Raw genomic sequence first — 805 nt, forward strand, 5'->3', positions numbered from 1 at the left:
TGAATTGCTTTTCTTTAAAATATCTCATGTTTCATTCTCCTTAGCACATTTTCCCTACAGTTTAGCTGCATTTAAAAAACTTTGCAACAGAACCCACGAAACGTACAAAACCGAAGGTTTTACGCATAAGATGTGCTTGGTCTTCTGTTGGATACAAACGGAATGTATATGCTTTATTCTGCTTTGCCATATCATTTCACCTTGATTTTCAATATATGTTTTTACTACGTCTATTGGCGAACCACCAGTAGTTAGCAAGCAAAAACTTCTGGACCAAAACATCTCTTTCCAAAGTTTCTTTTTCACTTGTGGAAAGTCTCTTTAATCAGTCGAGAACTTGCACTTTTATAAGCATTGATGAATGTTTTCATTTCTGTATTAGGGTGTGCCTTGAACAAAATATGAATATGGTCAACTCATGTGATGTTATAATTTTTAGATAGTCGACCAAACATATTTCATTTATATATCAGACTTTATAATTTATAAGACTGATTATATCAGAGGCAAAATAAACAGGAAAACCGTTTGGCTACGCCCTTCACACCCTTGAGGAAGGAGAATTCTTTCGGGAAATGCGTTAAAAGTGCTTGAATGGAGTAGATTGCAAAGTTTAAAATACACAACTTTGTTTTCAACATATAGTTGGCGCGTAAGGAACCTTGAATCATTGTTCATTCCTTGTACGCGAAAAGGAGAAGTCTGGAATATGACTTCTCTTTTGTTTATGTAAAAACTGGAATCATTTCAATGTCTTTCTCTGTACATACGGCACTGCGATACTACTACAAACTCAAGAATCCGT

General features: G+C 34.9%; 2 pseudogenes. Both read right to left on the reverse strand.

Annotated features, from left to right (window positions below):
- Nucleotides 1-94: 94 nt before the first annotated feature.
- A pseudogene (locus F3I02_RS27210) lies at nucleotides 95-190 on the reverse strand (helix-turn-helix domain-containing protein); the annotation flags it as partial.
- Nucleotides 191-195: 5 nt separating this feature from the next.
- Nucleotides 196-455 (reverse strand): annotated as a pseudogene (tnpA, locus tag F3I02_RS27215) (IS200/IS605 family transposase); the annotation flags it as partial.
- Between the last annotated feature and the right edge of the window lie 350 nt (nucleotides 456-805).

This window comes from Bacillus sp. SRB3LM, assembly GCF_015712745.1.
Classification (GTDB): Bacteria; Bacillota; Bacilli; order Bacillales; family Bacillaceae_G; genus Bacillus_A; species Bacillus_A thuringiensis_K.